13 protein-coding genes are annotated in these 19665 nt (G+C 62.6%); 8 read left to right on the top strand and 5 right to left on the bottom strand.

Going from position 1 to position 19665, the window contains the following annotated elements; all coding sequences use genetic code 11:
- Positions 1–89 precede the first annotated feature (89 nt).
- Positions 90–1340 carry an ABC transporter substrate-binding protein gene (locus tag E4L98_RS25660; protein ID WP_135204373.1) on the bottom strand — a complete coding sequence of 417 codons (1251 nt, stop codon included), beginning with the start codon at positions 1338–1340 and terminating at the stop codon, positions 90–92.
- A 400-nt stretch (positions 1341–1740) separates the two neighbouring features.
- Between E4L98_RS25660 and E4L98_RS25655 the strand changes: the two genes are divergently transcribed.
- Complete coding sequence (locus E4L98_RS25655; RefSeq protein WP_267874930.1) at positions 1741–4395, top strand: TonB-dependent receptor; 2655 nt, start codon at positions 1741–1743, stop codon at positions 4393–4395.
- On the opposite strand, the gene E4L98_RS25650 is transcribed toward E4L98_RS25655, so the two are convergent.
- Positions 4392–5279, bottom strand: a complete 888-nt coding sequence (locus E4L98_RS25650) for a LysR substrate-binding domain-containing protein (protein ID WP_135204371.1) — start codon at positions 5277–5279, stop codon at positions 4392–4394. The two genes, E4L98_RS25655 and E4L98_RS25650, sit on opposite strands and share 4 nt — an antisense overlap.
- A 77-nt stretch (positions 5280–5356) precedes the next feature.
- Between E4L98_RS25650 and E4L98_RS25645 the strand changes: the two genes are divergently transcribed.
- Positions 5357–5761 (top strand): CidA/LrgA family protein, encoded by a 405-nt coding sequence (locus tag E4L98_RS25645; protein WP_135204370.1) that lies wholly within the window; start codon positions 5357–5359, stop codon positions 5759–5761.
- Positions 5758–6441 carry an LrgB family protein gene (locus E4L98_RS25640; protein WP_135204369.1) on the top strand — a complete coding sequence of 228 codons (684 nt, stop codon included), beginning with the start codon at positions 5758–5760 and terminating at the stop codon, positions 6439–6441. Before E4L98_RS25645 ends, E4L98_RS25640 begins: the two co-directional genes overlap by 4 nt.
- On the opposite strand, the gene E4L98_RS25635 is transcribed toward E4L98_RS25640, so the two are convergent.
- Genes E4L98_RS25635 through E4L98_RS25625 form a run of 3 tightly spaced genes read right to left on the bottom strand, consistent with a single transcriptional unit; the run spans position 6428 to position 12397 of the window.
- On the bottom strand, positions 6428–6904 hold the full coding sequence (locus E4L98_RS25635) for a hypothetical protein (RefSeq protein ID WP_135204368.1): 477 nt from the start codon (positions 6902–6904) through the stop codon (positions 6428–6430). The two genes, E4L98_RS25640 and E4L98_RS25635, sit on opposite strands and share 14 nt — an antisense overlap.
- A 3-nt stretch (positions 6905–6907) precedes the next feature.
- Complete coding sequence (locus E4L98_RS25630; RefSeq protein WP_135204367.1) at positions 6908–11065, bottom strand: glycosyl hydrolase 2 galactose-binding domain-containing protein; 4158 nt, start codon at positions 11063–11065, stop codon at positions 6908–6910.
- A 9-nt stretch (positions 11066–11074) separates the two neighbouring features.
- Positions 11075–12397, bottom strand: coding sequence for a glycoside hydrolase 5 family protein (locus tag E4L98_RS25625; protein WP_229257566.1), 1323 nt, complete (start codon positions 12395–12397; stop codon positions 11075–11077).
- 312 nt (positions 12398–12709) lie between these two features.
- On the opposite strand from E4L98_RS25625, the gene E4L98_RS25620 reads away from it, so the two are divergent.
- The 5 genes from E4L98_RS25620 to E4L98_RS25600 all read left to right on the top strand — a co-directional run bounded on the left by E4L98_RS25620 (position 12710) and on the right by E4L98_RS25600 (position 19574).
- The gene (locus E4L98_RS25620; protein WP_135204366.1) at positions 12710–13738 is read left to right on the top strand and encodes a LacI family DNA-binding transcriptional regulator; all 1029 of its coding nucleotides are present in this window, start codon (positions 12710–12712) and stop codon (positions 13736–13738) included.
- A 2-nt stretch (positions 13739–13740) separates the two neighbouring features.
- On the top strand, positions 13741–14952 hold the full coding sequence (locus E4L98_RS25615) for an AGE family epimerase/isomerase (RefSeq protein ID WP_135204365.1): 1212 nt from the start codon (positions 13741–13743) through the stop codon (positions 14950–14952).
- 1 nt (position 14953) lies between these two features.
- Positions 14954–15859: a carbohydrate kinase family protein gene (locus tag E4L98_RS25610; protein WP_135204364.1), complete on the top strand. Its 906-nt coding sequence runs from the start codon at positions 14954–14956 to the stop codon at positions 15857–15859.
- Between the two features lie 100 nt (positions 15860–15959).
- Positions 15960–18068, top strand: a complete 2109-nt coding sequence (locus E4L98_RS25605) for a TonB-dependent siderophore receptor (protein ID WP_135204363.1) — start codon at positions 15960–15962, stop codon at positions 18066–18068.
- Positions 18069–18071: 3 nt separating this feature from the next.
- Positions 18072–19574 carry a histidine phosphatase family protein gene (locus E4L98_RS25600; protein WP_135204362.1) on the top strand — a complete coding sequence of 501 codons (1503 nt, stop codon included), beginning with the start codon at positions 18072–18074 and terminating at the stop codon, positions 19572–19574.
- The last annotated feature ends 91 nt before the right edge of the window (positions 19575–19665 follow it).

Genomic DNA, 19665 nt, shown 5'->3' with positions numbered 1-19665 from the left:
CCTCCAGATTCGGACAAAAAAACAGCCGGCGCCGCGCCCGGCGCCGGCCTGAATCGATCACACCACCATTGGGAGGGATAAGTGTGACGCTACTTTTGCTGCGGTTTGTACCACTTTGCAAAACCGGTTTGCAGACGGGTGGCGGCGTCTTTCGGCGCCAGCCTGCCGTTCAAAACCTGCGCGTTGATATTCCAGAGTTCACTCTCCATGCTGGGCTGACCGCGATTCAGCACCTGCGCGTTGAAGCGGATGGTCGAGGCGCAGCTGTTGCGCCATTCCGCCATCTGCTTGGCCACCGGATCACGCACCGCGATCAGGTGATGGGACAGCGTGAAAAAGCCGGTCACGCGGTTGGTGTAGATGTCCGCGAACTCCTGCGATCCGACCCAGGCCAGGAATTTGTAGGCGTCGTCCTTGTTCTTCGATTTCCGGTTGACGCCGATACCGATGTCCATGTGATCGGAGATGAAGCACGGATCGCCGGCCTTGCGCACCGGCGGCGGAAACGCGCCCAGCTCCAGCCCAGGCGTCTGGCCGAAGTACGAGATATCCCAGGAGCCGGTCGGATATATGCCGGCGCGCCCCAATGCAAACAGGTTCTGGCTATCGCCATAGGTCTGGGCGCTGGCGCCCTTGCCCAGATAGCCGCCCATGCGCGATTCGAACTGCAGCGCCTCGACGAACGGCGCGTCGGTCAGCCTGGCCTTCCCGGCGATGAGCGCCTTGCGCCCCTCCTCGCCGCGCCAGAAGTTCGGGCCGATATTGGTATAAACCATTTGGCTCGATTCCCACTGATCGGCGGTTCCCAGCGCAAGCGGCGTCACGCCGCCTTTTTTCAGCGCCTCCAGCACCGCGAAGAATTCATCGACCGTCTGCGGCGGCTGCAGGTTCAGCTTCTTGAAGATCTTCTTGTTGTATAGGAAGCCGTGGATCACCGAGGCCACCGGCATGCAGAAGGTATCCTTGCCGTCGTCGGTCTGCCAAGCTACCAGCGAGGTAGGCGTAAAGTTCTGCATGCCCGGCTTGCCATCCAGTTTTTCGAGCTGCCCTTTTTTGTACAGCGACAGTGAGACATCGAAAGGTCGGCAGGCAATCAGGTCACCGGCGGTGCCGCCAGCCAGCCGTGCCGCCAGGCTGGAGTCGTATTCTGTAGGCGCGGTCGGCGTGAACTTCACTTCGATGCCAGGATGGTTTTTCTCGAACGCCGGTATCAGCACTTTTTCCCACAGCGTTTTGTCGTCCACGCGCCAGCTCTCGATCACCAGCGTGCCGGCACGCGCGGCGGTGGCGGCGAGCATGGTGAGCAGCAAAGCGTGTCGGACCAACCGGCGAATCTGCATGTAAAGCCCCTTTCACAACGACGATGAGGCCATGCTACCTTGCATTTTCCGTAACAGCACCCACGCACCTTCGCGGGCTAAGTCCTTGAATCGATTGGGGGTGATCAGCTGCTTGATTACATTTCCTAACCTGGCCGGGCGCAGGCTGCGCAAGCGCTGCAACGCTGCGCAAGAAAAGCTTACAAAACTTAACAAAACTGTTCCTGCGTTGTTGTTTGGCGACGTCCTGTCACGGTACAAAGGCCGTGTTTAGTAAAACTGAATAAACTGCGTGGCCAAATTTGAAATCGTTTGCTCCTCATTTTTTTAGAGTGAATACTGAATTGTCAGATTTACACCTCTGGCCACAACTCTAAAAACACAAGGAGACGAAATGCTGTATCCAACACGAAGGACTCTGATGAGTCTTGCCGTTGCTGGCGCCTGCGCGCTCATCGGCGTCAACGCCCAGGCTCAGACCAGCGACAGCGCGGAAGGAAGCGCCGCCGCCGCACCATCCGCCACCACCGGCGCCGACCAGATCCCGGAAGTGAAAGTCACCGCGACCCGCTATTCGACCTCGCTGCTGAAAACACCGCTGGCCGTGACGGCGGTGACGCAGGATCAGCTGAGCCGCCAGGGCGTGACCAGCCTGCGCGACCTGAACGGCGACATCCCCAACGTGACCATCGAGAACACCGGCCAGGATTCGGCGGTGCAGATCACCATCCGCGGCATCACCTCGACCAACTTCACCGAAACCGGCGACCCGGCCGTCGGCTTCCACGTGGACGGCATGTATTCGCCGCGCCCGCAGGGTGCGCAGGCGCTGATGTTCGACCTGGAGCAGGTGGAGGTGCTGCGCGGTCCGCAAGGCACGCTGTTCGGCCGCAACTCCACCGGCGGCAGCATCAACGTCATCCCCGCCAAGCCCGATTTCACCGGCAATTACGGCAAGGCCGATCTGGACATCGGCAACTACAACAAGAAGCAGGTAAACCTGGTGCAGAACTGGGTGGTCAACGACATGCTGGCCCTGCGCGGCACCTTCATGAAAGTGAAGCGCGACGGTTATGCGCACCAGACCCGCGACGTCAGCGAAGCCAATGCACCGGCGCTGGGCTGGATCCCGAACGGCAAGCCGGACGTGGACCAGCGCTTCAACCGCTATATCGGCCCGAGCGACTACTACACCAACCAGAACGAATGGGCCGGCCGTTTGACCGCGCTGCTGAAGGTGAACCGCGACGTGTCGGTCAAGGCGGCATACGAGGAGTTCCAGGACTCCAGCGCCGGCGGCTCCGCCTTCCGCGACTGCGACGCCGGCGCCGGCACGCGCTACGCCTGCACCCCGGATCAGGGCAAGTGGGACATCAACGTCAACGTCCCCGGCCACATCGACATGAAGATACGTACGCTGCGATCGGGTGTGAACTGGAATATCAACGACCACACCAGCTTCGACTACAGCTTCCAGGTCGCCGACCAGCGCCGCGAGGAACTCACCGACGACGACAAGGGCATGCAGAACGCCGCGCCGTTCCAGATCAACGGCGCCTATCCGAATACCGTGGACGGCAACTGGGGCACCTGGCCGCTGACCGACTCCTATCACCACACGCTGGATTCACGCTACCTGTCCACCGTGCACGAGGCGCAGCTCAAGCAGCAGCTGGGCGGCCTGAAATACGTGGCGGGCCTGTTCTGGATGCACGAGCGGAACGCCATCGACTACGAGATGACCAACACCATCCAGAAGCCCTATGGCGATGTCGGCAGCGTGCTGTATCACCAGCCCAACCGCCAGGTAGACGCCAAGGCCGCCTTCGCGCAGGCCGACTGGCAGTTCATCCCCACCTGGACCGCGACCGTGGGCGCGCGCTACAGCCTCGATAGCAAGGAAGACAAGGGCGGCCAGGTCTACGGCGCCAACTGGATCGGCAATCCGGCCTACTACAACGGCTGGTACTCGCAGGGAACGCCGGGCACGCCGGGCTTCCACGTCCACGACGGCACCGATCTGCTGCCGGGCATGGGCGGTAGTGTCGCGGCCTACAGCCTGTATGGCGCGCCGACCTCCAACGACCATAAGCAGACCTGGAACAAGGTCACCTGGCGCCTCGGCCTGCAGAAGCAGATCGACAGCAGCAAGATGGTGTACGGCTCCATCTCCACCGGCTACAAGGCCGGCGGCTTCGCCGACAAGACCGACAGCTGCAACTACCACATGTGCGCCGACGGCAAACCGGGCGTGGTCACCTTCCTGCCTTACGATCCGGAGACGGTCACCAACTATGAGCTGGGCTTCAAGGGCAAGTTCCTGGACAATACGCTGAACCTGTCGACCACCGCCTTCTTCATGCGCTACAAGGGCATGCAGCTGACCGGCACTTATTTCGTCAACCAGATCATTCCGGACAACGGCCTGCCCTGCCCGTCCGATCAGCCCAAGTGCGATGTGTATGAAACCTGGCGCACCATCAACGTCGGCCGCGTCAATATCCCCGGTCTGGAAGTCGAATGGGATTACCGGCCATGGCGCGGTGCGCGTCTCGGCGGCGGTTTCGCCTTCATCAACACCAGCGTGCACGACTTCAATTCGTACAGCGACGACTACCAGTGCGACGTGCGTGTGGAACTGGGGCTGCCGGCCTGCCCGTCGGTCTACAATGGCCCGGACAAGACGCTGCTGGGGCGCCGTCTGGCCAACATCGACGGCAACCACCTGCCGAATACGCCGAAGTACCAGCTCAACCTGAACTTTGCGCAGGAATTCGTGCTGGACAGCGGCTACCGCGTCACGCCGTACGTCAAGGTGAACTGGCGCGACAAGGCGTACTTCGATCTGCTGAACACGGACTTCGCCCACATCGGCCGCTATCAGAAGGCGTATGCGACCGGGGAAGCGTCGGTCAAGCTGGAGTCGCCGGACGACAAATGGCACGCGGAGCTGTACGTGCGTAACCTGAGCGACAGCCATGCCAAGACCAATACCGACTCGGTCTTCGGCGGCTTCATGAAGGCCAACTACATCGAGCCGCGCATGTACGGCTTCCGCATCGGCGCCAACTTCTAGGCCTTACTCCGCACCAGCTCCAGCCAGGCGCGCGCGGCGAACGAAAGATGTCCGCCGCGCCGCCAGGCCAGCATCAGCTTCCAGTCCAGGGCCGGTTCCTCCAGTCTCACCACCGTGAACTGGCCCTTCTCCAGCGTATCGCAAAACACCTTGGGCAGCAGCGTGATGCCCACGCCCAGCCGCACCAGCGACGCCACGAAATCCCATTGCCCACTGCGGCCCGTGATGCGTGGCGTGAAGCCGGCGCGCAGGCAGGCCTGCGCAATGATGTCGTTCAGCGCAAAACCTTCGCCGTAAAAGATGAACGGACATTCGGCCAGCGCCTTCAACGCAACGGTACGCTTGCCGTTCCATTGCGAATCCCCGGGTGCCAACAGGCACATGGGCGAGGACAGCAGGGGGAATGAGTCGAATTCCTGCCAGATGGCGGCGGTGGACGCATGGTCCAGCAGGGTGCCCATTTCGAGCACGCCGCTGCGCAAATCGTCGGCGATGCTCTGCGCGCCGCCCTCGAACAGTTTCAGTTCGATCTGCGGATGCCGCTTGTGATAGGCCGCCAGCAACGGCGCCAGCGGCGCGTGCGACTGCTGGGTGACGCCCAGCCGCAGGTCACCACGCCGCAGCTGCTGCAGGTCTTCCAGCTCCACGCCCATTTCTTCGCGCATGGCCAGCAGCGCCCGGCCGCGCAGCAGCACGACGTTGCCAGCATCGGTCAGCGTGAAGCGCTTGCCGACGCGTTCCAGCAGCGTCAGATCGAGCGACTGCTCCAGCTGTTGAATCATCTTGCTGACGGTGGGCTGCGTCACGTGCAGGCGCTCGGCGGCGCGACTGAAGCTCTGCTGCTCGACCACGGCGACGAAATAGCGCAGCGCACGGATATCCATGATGTATTCCAATATCGAATGATTTTCATAATTTTAATTCATTTTATCTTTCATGCCGCCTTGCCTAGAATGGCAACATGAAACGACTTGTCTACACTGTGATGCAGGTATTGGCGCTGACCGTGGCCTGGTATGCAGCCGACCGCGCCGCGGCCTGGCTTGGCCTGCCGTTTTCCGGTGGCGTGGTCGGGCTGATGGTGATGATCGCTCTGCTGCTGGGCGGCGTGGTGCGTCCCACCGCCATTTCGCATGGCGCAGACTGGCTGCTGTCCAACATGCTGCTGTTCTTTGTGCCGCTGGTGGTGTCGGTGGTGCAGTTCACCGGCCTGCTGGAAGCGCAGGGCGTGCAGCTGTTTCTTGCCATCGGCATCGGCTTCACCTGCGTAATGCTGGCCACCGCATTTACCGTGGAATGGGTGTGCCGCTTCGAACGCGGTCGCCGCTTGCGCCGTCTGCGTGCACAACGCGGAGCGACGGCATGAAGCCCTTCCTGTTCCTGCTGCTGACGGTGGCGCTGTTTTATGCGAACGTGGCGGTACACAAACGTTATCCGCGCATCTGGCTGACGCCAGCCGTCTTTACCTCGGCGGTGCTGATCGCGGTGGTGCAGCTGTCATCGACACCGTTCCCGGTCTATTTCGGCGACACGCGCTGGCTGCCATGGCTGCTTGGTCCGGCGACAGTGGCGTTTGCGCTGCCGATTTACCAGTACCGTGAACTGATCAGGGAGCATTGGCTGGCGCTGGGCCTGGGCAGCGTCGCCGGGATTGTGGCGTCGGTCGGCAGTACGCTGCTGCTGGACCGTCTTCTCGGCCTGCACGGCAGCATGGCGCAAAGCCTGCTGGCGCGGTCGGTGTCCACGCCGTTTGCGCTCGAAGCCACACGCCATCTGGGCGGCTCGGCGCAATTGACCGGCGTGTTCGTGGTGATCACCGGCCTGTTCGGCATCCTGCTTGGTCAGGCGCTGCTCGCGCTGCTGCCTTTAAGGATGCGGATTGCGCGCGGTGCGCCGTTCGGCGCGGCGGCGCACGGCTTCGGCTTGAGCAAGGCGCGCACCATCGGTCCGCAGGAAGGCGCGGTCGCGAGCCTCACCATGATCTTCAGCGGCGTGCTGATGGTGCTGCTGGCGCCCTGGCTGGGTCACGTGCTCACCAGTGCATGACGGCGCGGACCTGCGGCAGCAGATCGTTGGTCATGCTGATGTGCCGCTCTTTGGTCGGATGCGCATCGATGGCGTCGCCCGGATAGCCTGTCGACGCAACCGCATGCACGCGCCGGTCTCCGATGATGCGCACCGTTTCCTCGATATAGCGGCGTAGCGCGGCCTGCTTTTCTGCGGTGACAAAATCCAGCAACGTCGCGGTGCACAGCCAGGTTTCGGTGCGGTTGACGATTTCCAGCGTATGCGGCCCGGCGGGCAGGTTTTCCGCCAGCTTCAAGGTCTGGCGCCGTTCCGCCAGGCGAACCTGGCGTGCGACACCATCCACGATCACGCCCAGATAACTTCTCGAACCGCTGGCCTGCACATCGGCGCTCAGGCGCGTCCCCTCAAAATTCGGATAAAAGCTCATGCCGCGGCTGCGCACCAGATTGCGGCCGGTGCCGGCCGCCCTTGTTGCGCCCATCTTCTACTTCATCAATTGGCGTATATCCGGCAGCATGGCGTCCGCCCATATCTGATAGCCTTGCACGGTCGGATGCAGGAAGTCACCCATCACCTGCGGTGACATCTCGCCGTTCGCCCGCAGGAAGCGCTGGCCATAGTCATGGTAGAACACATGCTGGCCGTCGTTCAGCGTGGCGACCATGCGGTTCAGTTCCGCCACCCGCATGCGCTCCGGGCTTTGCGGCGTCTGCCCGTGCGGCAGCACCGCGTTCAGCAGGATGCGCGCCTCAGGATACAGCTTGCGCAACTGCACCACCACCAGCTTGATGCCCTCGAAAGCCTGCTCCGGCGACGCGCTGCAGAAGGAGAAGTTGTTGACGCCAATGGTCAGCACGACCGCCTTGGGATGCAGCTTCTCCGCATGCCCGTTCTGCAGCCGCCACAACACGTTACCGGTATGATCGCCGCCGATGCCGAAGTTGGCCGCGCGCCAGCCGCCGAAGGACTTGTTCCAGACATCCTGGTTCCAGCCCTCCGTAATCGAGTCGCCGACAAACAGCAGGTCGACATTCCCCTGGTCGGCAACCGCCACGTCTTCCGCGTACATCTGCCGCCAGCGTTCGCGCGACATCCACTGATAATCGATCTGGCGCGGGGACGGGGTGGTGCTGCAAACACCGCCATCCCCCGCGAGACCGGAGCGGCTGTCGACGGCCAGCGACTGTGGCGCCACATTCCAGCCGCGCAGATCCAGCTTCACATCGCCCTCTGCCTTGAAACTGATCTTTACCAAACGGTTTTCACCGGGCGGCAGCGACAGATAATTGTCGGAGTAGTAGACCGGCAGGATGCGCGTACCGTCCGACTTTAACAGCGTCAGTTTGCCGAGCAACGCCGGGGCGGCGTCGCGGTTCAGCAAGGTGACGTCGAGCTGGCGTTCGCCCGCAATCTCCGCCTTGCCCCAGCGCGCGGCGACGCTGAGCGGCACCTGCGGCAGCTGGTTCAGCGCCTGATGATCCTGCGGCGTGGCGCTCGGCCAGTAGACGTTCTGCGTGATCAGCTGGTTGTTCACATCACGCACGCTGACGCGCAAGATCAGCTGCCTGTATTTGGCCAGCAGCGCATCCAGTCCGATGTCGGCCGGTGCGGACAGCCCGCCGGCGGGCGCCGTGACGGGAATGATGGCGTTGCCGACCAATTTGCCGCTCACGTCCCACGCCACCCAGGTGAGGTTGGCGCATTTCAACGCCGTCTGCGGATTGTTCACCACCTGCAGGCGATGATCCGGCAGGTTCAGTTGCACGTGTACCGGTTCCGCCGCACTCTTCACGCCGTAGAAGGCGGCATGCGTGTCGTAATCGTGGCTGAGGATCTGCCACATGGTGCTCGGCCAGGCCGGCTGCGTCATCCACAGCATGCGGCCGCTGTTCTGCGTCCACAGGCCGGCATTCATGCCTTCGAAGATGGCGCGGTGGCTCTCGTAGTTCATCAGCTGCGCCTTGCGCTCGAAGTCCGCCAGCGAAGATGGCGCGCCGTATTCGGTCTCCATGGCCTTGTTGAAGGACTTGACGCCACCATTGCCGTCCGGGTGCCAGTCGTGATAAGCAACGGTATCGCCCAGCGGCCACAGATCGGTGGACGGCACGGTGGCCTGGATGGATTCCAGCGTCGGGAACGATTGCGTGCCCACTTCGACCGAAAAGCCTTTGGCATGATCGGTGAAATAACTGGCAGCCGGCTGGTAGTTATAAGGACCGCTGTTCTGCAGATTGATGCGGTTGGAGCTGCCGGTGTACCAACGAGTGCCATCCAGTTTGTAGATCATGGACTCCAGCTGCTCGTTCAGCACCGGCTGCGGCACGCCCTCGTTACGGCCGAACCACAGCACCACCGATGGGTGGTTGCGGTAGCGCTTTACCACATCGCTGGCGTTCTCCATGAACAGGTTGACGTCCTGCGGTTCCAGGTTGTAGTCCTGGGTGGAGGCCCAGAAATCGTTCAGCACCATCAGCCCGTATTCGTCGGCCAGATCGTAGAAGGCGTCTTCCGTATTCTGTCCAACCCAGTTGCGGATGATGTTGACGTTGGCATCGCGGTGCAGGCGGAAGTAAGGCTCCAGCCGCTCGCGTTCGACGCGTTTGCGCCAGTCCTCGGTGCCCCAGTTGCCGCCGCGCGCGGCGATACGTACGCCGTTCACTTTGATCACCAGGAACGGCGCCAGCGAGGTCTCAGGCAGCGGCTTGATGGCGGCCGTATTTTCCGCTTCGGGGCGCAGGCCCGTGGCCCAGTTGTTGTCCGGGAGCTTATGGATGGCCTGATGGCGGCCATCTGTGATGCGCACACCCAGTTCGCGGCCCTTGACAAAGTCGGCTTCCACGCGGCGCAAGTGACCACCCTGATCGACCAGCGACAGTTCGTAAGTGACCGCGCGCACGCCGAAGCGGGTGGTCGACAGGTCGGATACCTGGCCGCCCTGCACCACTTCCAGCTTCAGCTCATGCAGATCGGGGGCGCCGTAACCATTCGGCCACCACAGTTTGGGGTTCTTCAGTTTGAGCGTATCGAAGCGCAGGCTGCGTTCGCCCGGCGCCAGGGTAAACTCTTTCGTTATCTGGATCGGCTTCATGCTGCCGTCGCGACGACTGATGGTGGCGCGCAGCGTGGTGCGCAACGGGGCCCTGGAGAGGTTGGTCACCGGCACCTCGATACTGACGTCCGCCTCGCTGTTGTCGGCCTTGGGCAGCGCGGTGACGATCTGCGCATCCCCAAGTTTCAGGTCACGGGTGGCATGCAGCATCACGTCCTGCCACAAGCCGGTGTTGCGGTCGCGGACCGAAGGAATCCAGTCCCAGCCCTCGGACGCGATGAAGGTAGGACCATCCTGCGCCAGCGTACCGCCGTTTTCGCCAACGCCGGCGGTCAGCGATTCCTCCTGCGGGATGCCGGGATGCGGCGGTGGCGAGACCCTGACGGCGATGACGTTGCGCGCTCTGGCCTTCACATATGGACTGATGTCGAAGGTGCCACGCACGAAGGCGCCCTTCATTCCCCCCAGTTTGCGGCCATTGATCCAGACTTCCGCCTCGTAGTTGACGCCTTTGAAGGTGACAAACAGGTGCTGCCCGGCCTTGAATCCCACCGGCAGATCAAACGCGGTGCGGTACCAGTAATCCTGCTTGTTCAGCGACTCGGGAATGGCGAGATTATTGAGACCATAATCCGGATCGGGATAGACACCGCGGTCGACCAGCGTGGTCAGCACGGTGCCCGGCGTGGTGGCCGTGTACCAGCCGTCCGCATTGAAAGCGCTGGATGAGATTTGTGCCGGCGTCGCGCGCACCTCCGGCGCCGCCTGCAGCAGCCAGGATTTGAGCGTCCAGAGATTGGGCGCGTTCTGCGCCAGTGGCGGGCCGTCGTAGGCTGCCACGGCTTTCGGCGGTTGCAGCGGCGAGCCGGATTTCGGCAAAGTCCAGGGATCCTGCGGCGCCACCTGGCCATACATCTGACGCACCTGAATGGGCCACGACGGGCTGCCAGTTTCGAAGTTGATCAACGCGTCGTGCGGCTGCGTGGATGCCGCCGCGCGCAACTCTTCGCCCCCCAGCGCCGCGCCGGTGACAGTGAAGCCGGCGATGCGGCCGGCATATCCGGTCAGCGCCTTGCTTCGCGGCGCCAGCGAGATTTGCGCAAACGCCCCTGTCCGCGCCACCGCGTCAACAGGGCGCGAGCGGTCCTCAGCGGCCGGCAGCGCAACTTCGCGCTGCGCGACGGGGTCGCCGTTGGCGTAAAGGGTCAGCTGTCTGCCGTCGTAGCTGGCGGCCAGGTGGGTCCATGCGTTGGGGGTCAGCGTTTGCGCCGAGACCACTTCCACGCCGTATCCGCAAAATGCGAACTTGCCGTCGACACTGCAGATGAACCAGCCCGTTCCCGCCGCGCCGCCGTTGACGCCGGCCATCAGCGTGCGGCCGGCCGCCGGCTCGGACGGTTTGAACCAGCCGCTCATGCCGAACGGCTGTACCGCCTCGCCGCGTACGGCGGCGGCGAAGATCTCCCCCTGGCTGGGCTTTTTGAGCAAGCCGTCACTGGCCGCCGGGAATTCGGCGTTGTACGGTCCCCACTGCGCCCACGCGCCCGAGCACAGGGCGGCCAGCACGGCCGCCACCATCAGTTTGCGATCCATATGTCCCCCTTAGCGCTTGATCGCGTGCAGGCGGTCCGCATACTCCTTGATCAGCAGCAGCGAGCTGACATCGGAATCGAACACCGAGTACAGGCCCTGCTCTTCCTGCGGCGGATCGCCTACAAAATCGTTCCCCGGCTTCCACCAGAAGTCCGCATTGGCCGCGCGTCCCATGCCGCCCCAGGCCCAGAAATTGAAGCCGGCGATCGGATCGCCCTTGCCTGCGCGGGTGGCGATGATGTCGAATACCTCGCGATAGAAGCGGTCACGCAATCTGGTGCTGGCCTTGATGCTGAACGAAGGGCCGTCGCGGTCCAGGCCAAATTCCTCCAGCACGATGGGCTTGCCCAGCTTTTTGGCCAGTTCGATGTGCGAGTTCAGATAATCGCGGCTCTTGCCGATGGCGTTGTCCCAGCTGCCGGACGGATTGTTCGAATCGAACCAGCCCCAGTTCTTCGGCCACAGGTGATAGGTCAGGTAATCGATGTTTTTGGTACGGTGCGCATCGAGATACAGCTGCGCGTCATGCGCCGAGCCGGCCAGCCCTTCGCTGCCGCTGCTGACCAGGTGATTTTTGTCCAGGCTGTGGATATAGCCGGCCACCTCGTCGATCCACTTGACGTACACAGCCTTTTCCTCCGGCGTCGCTTTGCCGTTGCCGGGGCGCGGCTCGTTCGCCAACTGCCAGGACAGGATGTGCGCATCGTCGCTGTACGGCTTGCCGGTGACGGTGTTCACGCGCTTGACGATTTTCGCGATCACATTGCGGTATTCGGTCTGCGCCGCGGCATTGCGGTAGAAGCCAGCCGTCTTCTGCATGTAGGTGTCGTAATCCTTGGTCACGTTCGGGTCCAGTGCCGGCGTGCCTTCGAACCAGTTCAGGTACTGCGTCATCCCGCCCGACCACTGCCAGAAATTGTTCAGGTAGATCACCACCGTCATGTCGCGCTTGGCCACTTCCGCCATCAGGAAGTCCAGCCCCGCGAGCAGTTCCTCGTCATACTGGCCGGGTGCGGACGTGGTGGCCGGGCGCACCGCGCTTTTCATCTCGGTTTTTTCGGACACCGCCAGCACACGCAGGTTGTTGATGCCCAGCGCGCGCATGTTATCGAGCTCCTTCATCAGACGCGCGCGGTCGCCGACACTATTGGCCGCACCCAGATAGCCGCCGTACCAGAAATTCGCACCGGCGATGTAATACGCCCGGCCCTTGCGCACGAAGTGGCTGTCCTTCACAGTCACGAAATCGTTATTGGCCGCCGGTGCCGCCTCAACCATGCCGCAGGCGCTGACCATCAGCGCCGCGGCACAGAATTTAACCAGTTTATTCACGTCTCACTCCTTGTAGTTATTGAAACGATTCTGCATGGGTGCCGGCGGGCGGTCAAACAACAAGCGCAATTCGGTCGCAGTTTAGCCATCTTCACTAAACACGATCGGGGTCGGAGCCGACCTTCGGACACGGCATCAACCCCAGGCGGAGCAACGGCAGAGCTCGTGTCCGAATGTCGGCTCTGCCCCCGACTTCAAGGCAGCGAGAGCTTGTTTAGTAAATTGCGCTAAACTGCCTGCCAAATTTCAGGTGCCGTTTGACCGGCTGTAGACGCTTATGCAAGACTGCCACCACAATAAAGGAGACCAGGATTGAGCACGAATGTCACGATCAGGGATATCGCCCGGGTCGCCGGCGTATCGGCGGGGACGATTTCACGGGCTTTGAAAAATGAGCCGGGACTTACCGAAACAACGCGCCAGATGGTGCTGGAAACGGCCCGCGACCTGGGCTACGATTTTCAGAAACTGCGCCCGAAACGTCTGCGCCGCCTGACTTTCCTGCTGCATCGCCAGCACAATACGGCGGCCAGCAGTCCGTTCTATTCTCCCGTGCTGCACGGCGCCGAGGAAGCCTGCCGCAAGCAGGGTATCGTGCTGTCTTTCATGGCGGTCGGCCCGGCCGATGGCCTGATCGATCAGATCCGCATGCACGCGCCGGACGGTATCGTCTGCGCCGGTTTCTTCGAGCCGGAGACGCTCAGCGCGTTGCGCTCCACCGGCAAGCAGCTGGTGCTGATCGATATGAAGCTGCGCGGTTACAGCTCGGTCAATCCGGACAATATGATGGGCGGCTACCTGGCCACCAAGCATTTGATCGACACCGGCCGCACGCGCGTCGGTTTCATCTCCGGGCCGCTGGCGCACTACAGCATCCGCGAGCGCGCGCGCGGCTATCGCCAGGCGCTGTTCGAGGAGGGCATCCTCGCCGATCCGCGCCTGGAAGCCTGTCTGCCCGATGGCGTCGACCTGGAGTCCGGCGCCTGGGAAGCGATGGAGCAGTTATTGAATCTGCCGCATCCGCCCGATGCGGTGTTCTGCTACAACGACAGCGCTGCGCTGGTGGCCATGCGCTGCTGTCTGTCGAAAGGCCTGAAGGTGCCGCACGATGTGGCGATCGTCGGCTTCGACGATATCTCGACCGCCGTGCTGGGACACCGCCCGCTCACCACGCTGCGCATCGACAAGAAGGCTTTGGGCGAGTTGGGCGTGGATATGCTGCTCAACGGCCCGCATGACGTACCGGTGGAGAAGACTGCGCCGGTCGAATTAATCGTACGCGCCAGCACTGTCATGGACGGCTGGCGACCTAAAAACCTGGTAACTTTCAAACGGACCTGATAATGGCCCCTGACTTCCGCTCCCGCACCACCATGCTGAACCACATCCGCCACACCAAGCAGTTTTACGACAGCCGCTGCATCGACCCGACGGGCGGCTTGTACCACTTCTATAAGGACGACGGTACGGTCTACGATGCGCATACCCGCCATCTGGTCAGCAGCACGCGCTTCGTTTTCAATTACGCGATGGCGTGGCGGCAATTCGGGGATACGGAAGACCGCCAGCGCCTGCGCCACGCGCTATCCTTCCTGCGCGAGACGCACCGCAATCCGCACACCGGCGGCTACGCCTGGCAGCTGGAATGGAAGGATGGAGTACGCACCGTCATCGACGGCACCAATCACTGCTACGGCCTGGCCTTCGTGCTGCTGGCCTACAGCCATGCGCTGATGGCCGGTGAGACCCAGGCCGCCGACTGGATTGCCGAGACCTTCGAATTGATGGAGAAGCGCTTCTGGGAGCCTGAATACGGTCTGTACGCCGACGAGGCCAGCGCCGATTGGTCGATCCTCGACAGCTATCGCGGCCAGAACGCCAACATGCACGCCTGCGAAGCCCTGATCGCCGCCTTCGAAGCCACCGGCAAGCGCGATTATCTGCTGCGCGCGGAAACGCTGGCGCACAACATCACCATCCGTCAGGCTTCGCTGGCCGACAACATGGTGTGGGAACACTATCATTCCGACTGGTCGGTGGATGCGGAATACAACCGTCACAACAAGTCCAACATCTTCCGTCCATGGGGCTATCAGCCCGGCCACCTCACCGAGTGGGCCAAGCTGCTGCTGCTGCTTGAGCGTCACGCGCCGCACCTGTCGCTGAATCCGAACTGGCTGCTGCCGCGCGCTGTGGAGCTGTTCGATGCGGCGCTGGCCAAGGCCTGGGACCATGAACACGGCGGCATCTACTACGGCTTCGCCCCCGACGGCAGCATCTGCGACGATCTCAAATACTTCTGGGTGCAGGCGGAAAGCCTGGCCACCGCCGCCCTGCTGGCCGCCCGCACCGGCGAAGCGCGCTACTGGACCTGGTACGACAAGATCTGGGGTTACAGCTGGGAGCATTTCGTCGACCATCGTTATGGCGCCTGGTACCGCATCCTCGGCGCCGACAACAGCAAGCTGACCGACGAGAAAAGCCCGGCCGGCAAGGTGGACTACCACACCATGGGCGCCTGCTATGAAGTGCTGAACGTGTTGAAGAAGGATTGATATGGCTGGCTTTCCCACCTTCGTCGCCGCGGGCGAGGCGCTGACCGACATGATCGTGCAGGGGCCGGACCGGCAGCACTGGCTCAGCCAGGTCGGTGGCTCGACCTGGAACGTGGCGCGCGCCATGGCAAAACTGGACGAGCCGACCGCCTTCGCCGGCGCCATCAGCCGCGACGTGTTCGGCGACGCGCTGTGGCAGGCCAGCGAGGCGGCACGCCTCGATCTGCGCTTTTTGCAGCGCTGCGATCATGCGCCACTGCTGGCCATCGTGCACCGTACCGATCCTCCGGCCTATTTCTTCATCGGCGAGAATAGCGCCGACCTGCAGTTCGACGCGGCGCAATTGCCGGACGGCTGGGAGGCGCATTGCCGCTGGGTGCATTTCGGCGGTATCAGTCTGGCGCGCCAGCCGCTGGCCGGCAAGCTGATCGCGCTGGCGGAGCGTCTGAAGCAGCGCGGCGTGCGCATCAGCTACGATCCGAATTACCGCCTGCTGATGGATGCCAGCTACGACGCCACCTTGCGCCGCATGACCGAGCTGGCGGACGTGATCAAGGTGTCGGAAGAAGATCTGGCGGGACTGTTCCGTACCGACGATATCGCCGGCGCCTTCGCCACGCTGCGCGGCTGGAATCCGGGCGCGGCCTGTCTGTACACCAAGGGCGGCGATGGCGCGTCGCTGCACATCGGCGATCAGGAGTGGAACCTGCCGGCGGCGCAGGTGCTGGTGGTCGATACCGTCGGCGCCGGGGACGCCAGCATCGCCGCGCTGGCCTGGAGCATGATGCACCGCGCGGACGCCGCGCCGCTCGACCATCTGCGCTTTTCGGTGGCCGCCGGTGCCGCCGCCTGCATGGCGCAGGGCGCAACGCCGCCATCGCTGAGCGATATCGAAAAGCTGTTGTAAATCGATTGAACCTGAAGAAGACAGGGTCGCTTCGTCATCAGGGCGTCATATGCGCCCACTACGATAGCGGGCTTTATGTCCAACTCTCTTCAGGTTCTTCATGTCCTCGAAAACTGTTTTCGTTCCTTCCCGCCTGCACCTCGCACTGGCCGCCGCCGGCCTGTGCGCGCTTCATGTCTCCGCCATGGCGGCGGAAGACCTCGGCGGCGCCCTGTCCACCGTTGAAGTCAAGGCCAGCGTCGAAAAGAAAAAACTCGGCGACAGCGTCAGCAGCGGCGCACTGGGACGCAAGTCGGAACTCGATACGCCCTTCTCCACCAAGGCCGTTTCCAGCGACGAGATCGAAGACCGTCTGGCCACCAGCATTTCCGAAGTCCTCAAATACGACGCTTCCGTCACCGCCATCTCGCCGCCCATCTCCACTCACCCAGCCACCATCCAGATGCGCGGCCTGCGCCTGGATGACCTGAACGGCTACAAGGTCAACGGCCTGGCCAACGTCAACCGCGGCACCGAGATGCCGCTGGAGATGTTCGAATCGGTGGAGGTGATGAAGGGCCTCACCGGTTATATGTACGGCTTCGGTTCGCCGGGCGGCATCGTCAACTACGTCAGCAAGCGCCCGACCACCAGCCCGAGCTTCAGCGCGGCGCTGGGTTATCAGGAAGGCGGCGCGATCAAGGAACACATCGACATGGGTGGTCGCCTGGGCGAGGAAGGCGGCTTCGGCTACCGTCTCAACCTGCTGCACGAAGACGGCAACCTGCAGGAAGAAAGCGGTTCGATCAAGCGCAACGCCGCCGCCGTGAATCTGGAATGGCGCGTGACCAAGGATCTGGCGCTGACCTACGACAGCATCTACCAGCGCCGCAACAGCGTCGGTGGCACGGACATCATCATCGCGCCGAACTTCAAGGTGCCGGCGCCGATCGCCGGCGACAGCAAGCTGAATAGCATCGGCGCCGGCAGCGACGTCGAATACACGCTGGCCACCGCCGGCATCGAATACCGTTTGAATCCGGAGTGGACGGTCAATGCCTCCTACCGCACCTCGGATTCGACCCGTGTGTACAAGAAGGACCAGTACTACATCACCGCCAACAACGGCGACTACCGCGACCGCGTGACCTCGGAACTGCACGGCTACCGCTTCGAACAAACCCAGGCCAGCATCAACGGCACGTTTGATACCGCCGGCCTGACGCACGAAGCGATCTTCGGCCTGATGTCGCAGAATCTGGAATCGACGTCGTCGGTCACTACGCCCAAGACTTACATCGGCACCGGCAACCTTTACGCGCCGAACATCCTGAACGTCTGGAACATCAACTACAGCGGCGGCACTTACCGCGATGAAGCCACGCGACAGGAAGCCGCCTTCGCCAGCGACACCGTCAGGCTGAACGAAAACTGGTCGGTGCTCGGCGGCCTGCGCTACACCCGGTTTGTCGATACCGCGTTTTCGGCCAAGGGCGCCGTCACCGCCAGCTACCCGGCCAACAAGACCACGCCGACCGTGGCGCTGATGTATAAGCCGGCCGCCGACACCACGCTGTACGCCAGCTACGTGGAGGCGCTGGAACAGGCAGCCACCGCGCCGACCTCCACCGTCAACGCCAACCAGGTGTTCGCGCCGATCAAGAGCAAGCAGTCGGAAGTCGGCGTCAAGACGGAGCGCAGCTGGTGGAACGCCACCGCCGCCCTGTTCCACATCGAACGCGGTGCGCAGTACACCAACGCCGCCAACGTGTACGTGTCGGACGGCCAGACCAAGTACGAAGGCGTGGAGTTCAACACCGTGGTGCAGGCGGCGAAAAACCTGTCGATCGAAGGAGGCGCGATGTTCCTGCGCGCGACGCTGGAAGACGCGGCGCCGGGCTACAGCGGCAAACGCGCCGTGGGCGCGCCGCGCCGCCAGCTGTCGGTGCAGGCCACCTGGCGCGAAGTGCTGCCCGGCCTGGCGCTGCACGCCGGCACCCAGTATCTGGGCGAACTGGCGATGGATGCGGCCAATGCCAACACGCTGCCGGCGTACACCCTGTTCGACGCCGGTTTCAATTACCGTCACCGCTACTTGGGCAAGATGGTCAGCGTGCGCGCGAACATCTCCAACATCGCCAACCGCAAGTACTGGACTTACTATCAGGAGAACTACCTGAACATCGGCTCGCCGCGCACCGCCAGCGTGAATGTTCGCGTAGACTTCTAAGGTATGAAACCTCTGTGCCTTGCGGCTGGCGCCGCGCTGTCCCTGTTGCTGTCGAACGCCTTGGGCGAGCAGTATTATCAGACCAAGACGCCGTATCAGCCGCAGCAGGACAGCGCCAGCTACGAGGCGCCGCCGGCCGGCTATCGGCCGGTGTACACCCAGCTCCTCGCGCGCCACGGTTCGCGAGGGCTGAGCAGTTTCAAGACCGATCTGGCGCTATACAACCTCTGGCGGCTGGCACAACGCGAAGACGCCCTCACGCCGCTCGGCAAACAGCTGGGCGCCGATCTGGAAGCGATGATGAAGGCGAACGCCTTGCTCGGTTACGGCGTGGCAGGCATCAGCAAGCCGGGCTACGGCAACGAGAGCCTGCAGGGTGTGCAGGAACATACGCAAATGGCACAGCGCCTGTATGCGCGGCTGCCATCGCTGTTCGACAGCGCGGCGCGGGACGGACGCAAAATCATCGTCGTCACCTCGGGCAAGGACCGTGCGGTGGACAGCGGCTACTTCTTCAGCCGCGCGCTGGTGCAGCGGCAGCCGTCGCTGCAGCCGTTGGTCGATGCCGGCACCGACCGCTTTCTGCTCTACTTCCACAAGCTGGGCAAACAGGACCAGGTCACCGATCAGCTGCGGCCGACCTATGAGGCCAGTCTGGCCTATCAGCGCTGGGCCAGAAGCGAGACGCTGAAAGCCATCGAGGCCGACATCCACGCCCGGCCCGGACTGAAGGCCGCGGCGCGGACGACGCTGGCGGGCATCTTCAAGCCCGCCTTCATCGAGGCCCTGGACGCCGGCCAGCGCAGCGCCGCCAATACGGGCACGCGCGACTACACCAGCGCCGACGGCAAATTTACCAATCATCTGGAAGGCGACGGCGACACGCACATCGTCAACGCCACCGAAGCCGCATTGGCGCTGTACGAAATGTACGCGGCAGCAGCCGATATGCAGGCCGAACTCAAAGCCGACTTCACCCGTTACATTGCGCCGGATCAGGCCCGCGTCTACGCCGAAACGGAAGACGCCATCGCGTTCTATGAAAAAGGACCGGGCCGCGCAGAAAACGGCGACCTCAACTGGCGCATGGCCGGCCACCTGCTAGCCGACTTTTTCAAGGAAGCCGATGCCATTGCGGCCGGCGACCTGTCGCACGCGGCCAAGCTGCGCTTCGCTCACGCCGAGACCGTGATCCCGCTGGCCGCCGCGTTCGGCCTGAGCGGCATGTCGGAGCCACTGCCGGCGCACCTGCCCTACAGTTATCAACACAGCAACTGGCGCGGCGACGAAGTGGCCCCGATGGCCGCCAATATCCAATGGGATTTGTATCGAAATGTAGCAGGCGAAACTGTCGTGCGCATGCTGTATAACGAGAAAGAGACAGCCTTCCCTCCCCTTTGTCAGGCGGCGAGGCTGGGAACTTATAGTAAGTTCTATAACTACAAGTTATTAAGGAGTTGCTATAATAAAATAATTGTTAACGTTGTTGACGTCGATAAGCAATAACCACAATAGATATTGCGCTGGCGCAAACGCAACAATTGACATGTGTCATTGCGCCCCATCATTTTTGATGGTGCTACACTCGACACGTCTT

The organism is Duganella callida, assembly GCF_004614165.1.
Lineage (GTDB): Bacteria > Pseudomonadota > Gammaproteobacteria > Burkholderiales > Burkholderiaceae_D > Rugamonas > Rugamonas callida.
The sequence above is the reverse complement of the archived record's forward strand: the minus strand, read 5'-3'. Positions and strand labels throughout refer to the sequence as shown.

What these genes read in the sequence shown, in the direction of transcription:
- E4L98_RS25645 (WP_135204370.1), top strand. Translation starts at nt 5,357, where the DNA reads ATGAAACGACTTGTCTACACTGTGATGCAGGTATTGGCGCTGACCGTG.
- E4L98_RS25630 (WP_135204367.1), bottom strand. Translation starts at nt 11,065, where the DNA reads ATGGATCGCAAACTGATGGTGGCGGCCGTGCTGGCCGCCCTGTGCTCG.
- E4L98_RS25650 (WP_135204371.1), bottom strand. Translation starts at nt 5,279, where the DNA reads ATGGATATCCGTGCGCTGCGCTATTTCGTCGCCGTGGTCGAGCAGCAG.
- E4L98_RS25605 (WP_135204363.1), top strand. Translation starts at nt 15,960, where the DNA reads ATGTCCTCGAAAACTGTTTTCGTTCCTTCCCGCCTGCACCTCGCACTG.
- E4L98_RS25655 (WP_267874930.1), top strand. Translation starts at nt 1,741, where the DNA reads ATGAGTCTTGCCGTTGCTGGCGCCTGCGCGCTCATCGGCGTCAACGCC.
- E4L98_RS25635 (WP_135204368.1), bottom strand. Translation starts at nt 6,904, where the DNA reads ATGGGCGCAACAAGGGCGGCCGGCACCGGCCGCAATCTGGTGCGCAGC.
- E4L98_RS25600 (WP_135204362.1), top strand. Translation starts at nt 18,072, where the DNA reads ATGAAACCTCTGTGCCTTGCGGCTGGCGCCGCGCTGTCCCTGTTGCTG.
- E4L98_RS25615 (WP_135204365.1), top strand. Translation starts at nt 13,741, where the DNA reads ATGGCCCCTGACTTCCGCTCCCGCACCACCATGCTGAACCACATCCGC.
- E4L98_RS25610 (WP_135204364.1), top strand. Translation starts at nt 14,954, where the DNA reads ATGGCTGGCTTTCCCACCTTCGTCGCCGCGGGCGAGGCGCTGACCGAC.
- E4L98_RS25640 (WP_135204369.1), top strand. Translation starts at nt 5,758, where the DNA reads ATGAAGCCCTTCCTGTTCCTGCTGCTGACGGTGGCGCTGTTTTATGCG.
- E4L98_RS25660 (WP_135204373.1), bottom strand. Translation starts at nt 1,340, where the DNA reads ATGCAGATTCGCCGGTTGGTCCGACACGCTTTGCTGCTCACCATGCTC.